Below are 4,868 nucleotides of genomic sequence, written 5' to 3'. Positions count from 1 at the left end.
GGGACACCGTCGCGCTGGCGCGGGAGGCGGAGGCGCTCGGGTCGGGGAGGGTGACGGCGGCGGACCTCGATAGGGGATCGCCCGTCAGGCGTCGGCCTGGCAGTCTCGTCCCGAACCATGAGCGATGATCACCGCTTTGGTGACGAGGCCGACGTGGCCAAGGCTGAATCGGCGCCACCGCCTGCAGCACCACAGATCCACGAGGCTCCAGTCCACGATCAGCGGCCGGTGCCGACGGTGTGGGGCGGCAACCAGGTCGACCGATGGGACCCGGTTGGAAACAACACCAACGTCCCTGCTCGTCGGTCACGGCGCGCCCCTGCTCGGCCGTTCATGCCGGACTCATCACGGGTACGCAAGGATGAGCGTCTTCGCGAGCTGATGGCCGAGGCACCTCGCTATGCCGCTCTGTTGAATTCCTATACTGCAGCGCAGTCGGGGAAGGAAGCTCTGGCCAACCGGAACATCCAACTGTACGGGCTGACAGCTCAGGGCGTTGCGAACGAGATCACGGTAGATAAAGCCTTGATGAGGACCATGGGGCTTCCGACACCTCGTCTCATCGCAGCTCACTATGTCGACGCCGTGCTCGACCGGGTGTTGCATAACCTGAACCCCGAAGGTACCGATCTTGATGCCATGGAAGCGGAGAAGGACTACGTCTGGGGTCTCGCTCAGCGTGCTCTGGCATACCGGGAGTACATCTCGGAGGATCCCGAGATCGAGTCGCTTCCCAAGCAGCGATCACAGTGTCCGCTTCGCGTTTCGGTCAATCAGCGCTTCAGTCGAATGATCGATCTCTTGAACGCAATGCCCGACGCGACCGCGCAGCCCTTTGAGATGGTGAGTGTGTGCGTTGCTGAATACCTGGACGGCCTGGAAGTGGAGAGGCCGGCGTTTACGGCCTTCTGGCGAAAGAATCTGGTGACGAGCTACCAGTAGCGCACCCTGGATGATGCATGGTGGGGACCTGACCAGAGCACGCAGAGTCCCCGCCAGATGCTGGGCTCGGCTCCGAGCGGACCGGCCGTTCTTACCTGGGCACAAAGGGGCAGATTTTTGAGGCGCGCTCAGTGCCGGTGGAACGCAGCATCGCCGGCTGCGTCGATGCCCGGGCCGGAGCTGGGCTGAAAGAGTGCCCCGTTCGTCTCACCCTCTGACACGTGCCTCGTTGCCCCTGGTGAACAGTTCTGATCGCCATGATGCTCTTGAGTGAGGGCGCCGTCACATAGTTGTGAGGACCAGCGTCGCGAGGTGGCTCAGCGTGGCGCGAGCGCCAAACGGAAATGTGTGAAAGAGGACGGGATCAGTGGGCGCCCGGGGAAGCTTTGCGATAAGCCTCATAAATGGCGGCTGGCACTCGGCCGCGGTTGCTCACCTCGTAGCCGTTCTCCACGGCCCACTTGCGGGCAGCAGCAGCGTCTGCAGTAGCTCCCCCGCGTTGCTGCCTCGAGCTGCCCCCCTTGCTCCGTCCGGTCCGCCTGGCGGCCTTGATGAACGGTCCGAAGGCCTCCAGCATGACGTCGTAGCTGTCCGGACCCAGGTCCACCTGGTAGGTGACCCCGTCAAGAGAAAAGGTGTGGGTAGCGACTTCCGTGGATTCTTCTCCGGTCAAGTCATCCACGTAGACGGTTACGATCTTCTGTGCCATACAACAAACGGTAAGTGAAACGAGGGGTGAAATCCAGCCGATCGCTGGAATCCGCCCGTTGTGTGACTCTCTGCAGCCGATCCGGGTGGCGCAAACCAGCCGCAAAGGTATGCTACGCGACGTCATGGACGTGGCCTGCAATATTCGGTTCATACGAGACCACGGAGGGAAGCCGAACCCCCATCGCAGGGGCCCGCCCGCAGGTGGAGGGTGTTCACGGACGGAGCTGACGTCTTTGGGGTTTCGAACGGATCATCGAGCGCTTCAGTAAAACAATCAGCGAGATCACCCGAGCCATTGGTCGACTGTGGTCGCTGGCGCTGACGGAGGGCGTTTCGCGTAGGGAGGCAACGCCTTCCTGGCCTGACCTGAAGGGGGCCTTCGAGGTTCGGGGAGGACAGCATTGAGCTTGTTCCGCTTTGACGGACACCATCGGTGTGGTGGTCAGGCTGCGAGTGCGGTCTCGTATTCGGCGGGGCTGCGATAGCCGAGGCTGCTGTGCAGACGGTGCAAGTTGTACCAGCTCTCGATGAAATCGAAGATCGCGGTGCGGGCGGCGGCCCGGCTGGGCCAGGCGGTGGTGTGGAGCAACTCGCGCTTGATGGTGGCGAAGAACGACTCGGCGAGTGCGTTGTCCCAGCACTGTCCGGTGCGGCCGACCGACAGACGCACCCCCAACTGGTCGGCCAGTGCGGCAAATCGCTGGCTGGCGTATTGGCTGCTTCGATCCGAGTGGAAGATCACCGGACCAGTGGGGCGGCGCTGTCGACAGGCGACCATGAGGGCATCGGCGACCAGATCGGTCCGGAGGTGATCGGCCGTCGCCCAGCCGACCACGCGACGGGAGGCGATGTCGATGACGGTGGCCAGGTAGAGCCAGCCCTCCTCCGTGGCGATGTAGGTGATATCGCCGCGCCAGCGGGCGTCCAGCGAGCCGGCGTCGGGCTGGAAGTCCCGGACGATGAGATCGGGCCGCAGGGCAGCTCGTGGATCGGGGATCGTCGTCAGGTGCCGTCGTCTGCGGTGTCGGCCCTGCAGGCCAGCAGCCCGCATCAGCCGTGCGACACGGCGCCGGCCGCACCCGGCGCCTTCCCGCTTGAGCACGGCATGGATGCGCGGGGCGCCGTAGGTTCCCCGTGATCGCGTATGAACGTCGGCGATCTGTTCCGCCAGCTCGGCGTCGCGGACCGCGCGGGGACCCGGCATGCCGGCCCGGCGGGCATAGAAGGCGGTCCTGGAGACCTTCAGCAGCTCACACACTCGTTTGACGCTGTGACCTGCACGCTTCTCCGCCTCGATGAACGGGTGCACCGTCACCGGGTCTCCTGCGCGAAGAAAGCCGTGGCCCGCTTGAGGATGTCGACGTCCTCGCGCAGGCGGCGGTTCTCCCGCCGCAGTGCGGCCAGTTCCTCGCGTTCGCTGCTGGTCAGGCCTCCCGCTCGCCCGCGTCGACCTCAGCCTGCTTCACCCAGTCGCGCACCGCGGTCTCGGTCAGATCGAAGTCCTTGGCGATCTGACCGACCGAGCGGTCACCGCGTCGGCACAGCTCGACGATCTCGGCCTTGAAGTCAGGCGTGAACGAGCGGCGAGGGCGAGGCTTCTTCTTCCCCATGCTCTCCATGATGGACATCCTCCCGGGGTTGAACCCCTGATCTCGGATGTCCGCCAAAGCGGATCAAGCACAGCATGCTGTCCGGGGCGTCGAACTTGCCAGGACGTGAGGACGTGCGCGAAGCACAGGGCCTGACGTGGGCGACCGGGGTGGTAGACACGGACAACCGCTTGGGCGTGCCAGGCGAGAGAAGCCGGTGACGCTGGCCGGGAGGCAGGCGGTGATGGCCACCCGCAGTGCTGGACGAATTCACACATGCGGGTGGCCTGGGCTTACGCAGGGCGGCCCACTCCTTCGGAACCATCGCTGATCGCGGTATCGGGGGAGCGTATCCGTGGAGCAGTCGCCGTTGAGGCCGAACCGGGTGGGCGTTCGCCAGCAGCAGCGGAGCCGGGGGCGCGCCAGCCAGGTTTCGATGAGGCGGAAGCTGGCTCGCCACCGGAGGCTGCTCGTTTCTTGGTGACCGGAGCAACGCTGACGGCCTATCACGGCAATCTGGGCGGGTCGTGCCAGCTACTTCATTCAACTATGTCGGTGAGGATGCGGTGGCATGGATGGCGATTGGGGCCGTCGACCCCAAAGTACAGAGGCGACAGAGCGTCAGTGCGGGCGCAAAGACGATGGCTGTGGTGGCTGTTGCACCTGGCGCAATTTCGACGCCCTCATCAACGGTGACGTGTGACCGCTTCGGCGCCGCCTGCGCTTTCGCTGCGCTTGCTCTCACCTGTCATCAGTGGCCAGTTCGTTCCTGGCGAGGTAAGCCGTGGCTGTGGACCGCGGCGGGGCAAATCGCCCCAACAACACTGCTTGCAGCACAAGCAGTTGGCATCCCGTCTGGTTGCGATGCGCGCAACAGGTGATGACCTGTGAGGACTTGGTCCCTAGCGTTCTGTCCACCCGCGCACTGCGACGCTGGCTGGTACACCTGGCGCTCGTTGTCCCCCGCTACGAGTGCTGAACGTCGCAGTGCGCGGTTCGATCTCCGGAAGTCTACGCAGGTGCAAGACGACAGGTGCCCCTCTCACTGATGGGGCACGGCGCCATGTAAGAGCGCAGGCAAGCGGAGGGGTACACGAGCGCTGGCCTGGGTGTCGCCTCGCCTGTTCCGGTCTTTCGCCCTGTTCCATGGGCTGTCCTCCGAGGAAGCTCGGGAACGGCTCGAGCCGTGGCGCCGTCGGCCGGCAGCTGATGGAAGAGGCTGATTGGCGGCGAGAGTGGACGGCATGATGAGCTTCCGATCCGGCGGTGCTCGGCCGGAGCCTTCCGTCGTCGCGTCTAAGCGGACACGGCAGCTGGCAGCCGCTTTGGCGCGAAGCGGGAGCGAGGAGCCCTCAGCGCAGTGGTGGTATTTCATCGATCCCTTTCCTCTGGCACGCGTGCTTTTTCCGCCTCCGCTTACCGGGTGGCATCGAGGCTGCCATACCGCGCGAAGCTGATTCCTCAGCCGCGGCGAACGTGCCTGACCAGAGGAGGGCAAGCCTGGTCCTGCTCGATCCGAAAGCCTTGTTTCAGACCTTTGCGGAACCGTGCATGTTTACACTGTGTCAAATTGTGCATGATTTTCTTATGTGATGTCAGATATTTTCGAGGTGGGCGTCTTCATCT

At 64.2% G+C, this 4,868-nt stretch carries 4 protein-coding genes; 1 reads left to right on the top strand and 3 read right to left on the bottom strand.

Annotation, left to right across the window (positions count from 1 at the left end; genetic code table 11):
* Positions 1-117: 117 nt before the first annotated feature.
* A complete protein-coding gene (locus AB0N17_RS45150) occupies positions 118-942 on the top strand; it encodes a hypothetical protein (RefSeq protein WP_366017514.1) in 825 nt (274 codons plus the stop codon).
* 364 nt (positions 943-1,306) lie between these two features.
* Here AB0N17_RS45150 and AB0N17_RS45145 read toward each other — a convergent pair whose 3' ends face one another.
* The 3 genes from AB0N17_RS45145 to AB0N17_RS45135 all read right to left on the bottom strand — a co-directional run bounded on the left by AB0N17_RS45145 (position 1,307) and on the right by AB0N17_RS45135 (position 3,263).
* Positions 1,307-1,651 carry an Lsr2 family protein gene (locus tag AB0N17_RS45145; protein ID WP_366017513.1) on the bottom strand — a complete coding sequence of 115 codons (345 nt, stop codon included), beginning with the start codon at positions 1,649-1,651 and terminating at the stop codon, positions 1,307-1,309.
* A 444-nt stretch (positions 1,652-2,095) separates the two neighbouring features.
* Complete coding sequence (locus AB0N17_RS45140) at positions 2,096-2,968, bottom strand: IS3 family transposase (protein WP_366017511.1); 873 nt, start codon at positions 2,966-2,968, stop codon at positions 2,096-2,098.
* A gap of 109 nt (positions 2,969-3,077) precedes the next feature.
* On the bottom strand, positions 3,078-3,263 hold the full coding sequence (locus AB0N17_RS45135) for a transposase (protein ID WP_366017510.1): 186 nt from the start codon (positions 3,261-3,263) through the stop codon (positions 3,078-3,080).
* Positions 3,264-4,868: the final 1,605 nt, after the last annotated feature.

Origin of the sequence: Streptomyces sp. NPDC051133, from assembly GCF_040682635.1 — a bacterium.
Lineage (GTDB): Bacteria > Actinomycetota > Actinomycetes > Streptomycetales > Streptomycetaceae > Streptomyces.
The sequence above is the reverse complement of the archived record's forward strand: the minus strand, read 5'-3'. Positions and strand labels throughout refer to the sequence as shown.

Coding starts and splice junctions, on each gene's coding strand:
- AB0N17_RS45150 (WP_366017514.1), top strand. CDS start 118: ATGAGCGATGATCACCGCTTTGGTGACGAGGCCGACGTGGCCAAGGCT.
- AB0N17_RS45145 (WP_366017513.1), bottom strand. CDS start 1,651: ATGGCACAGAAGATCGTAACCGTCTACGTGGATGACTTGACCGGAGAA.
- AB0N17_RS45135 (WP_366017510.1), bottom strand. CDS start 3,263: ATGGGGAAGAAGAAGCCTCGCCCTCGCCGCTCGTTCACGCCTGACTTC.